Genomic DNA, 631 nt, shown 5'->3' on the forward strand with positions numbered 1-631 from the left:
TGCCGGTGAGGATCAGCGACTTGGCGCCGTCCGCCGTGACGGTCTTCTGGTGGGTGTACACGAAGGTGGACGACGACCAGACCACTCCCGCGCCCGCGCTCGTCAGGGCGTTGTACGCCGACTGGTTGGCGGACTTGTGCGCGCCGTCCAGGATCACCCGTACCGTGACGCCCTTGTTCTTCAGGGCTATGAGGTCGTTGACGGCGGTGGTGTCCTTCAGCTCGTACATGGTCATGTCGAGGGAGGTGGTGGCCGAGTTGATGAAGTCGTAGATGGTCGGCTGGCTGCTGCTCCGCGAGAAGGCGAACGCGGAGTAGCTTGCGGCGTTCGCGGGGACGGCGGTGGCGAGCACGGCGGCGCCGGCGGCCAGCGCGACACCCGCGCGGCCGACGACGGCGGTGTACAGGTCGTGGAAGCGCACATGTACGACGTCGTCCAGGTCGACATGATCGTGCGCAGCGCCTACGGCACGGCGGAGAACAAGCAGGTTGCGATGGCGGAGGTGGAGATGTTCGGGCGGTCGTAGCGCCATGCCACGCGCGAGCCGGGCACGGTCGCGCAGGGCGGGGCGTGCGAGGGGCGGCGGTCTGCAACGGTGCCGCGAAGCGCTGCCCACTCCTCACCCCAGCCC

1 protein-coding gene is annotated in these 631 nt (G+C 68.8%); it reads right to left on the reverse strand.

From position 1 onward, the window contains the following. The coding region (locus K4G64_RS39575) for a phospholipase D-like domain-containing protein (RefSeq protein WP_308122620.1) at nucleotides 1-421 on the reverse strand (421 nt) is incomplete at its 3' end. Between the last annotated feature and the right edge of the window lie 210 nt (nucleotides 422-631).

This window comes from Streptomyces sp. WAC04114, from assembly GCF_019733245.1.
Lineage (GTDB): Bacteria > Actinomycetota > Actinomycetes > Streptomycetales > Streptomycetaceae > Streptomyces > Streptomyces massasporeus_A.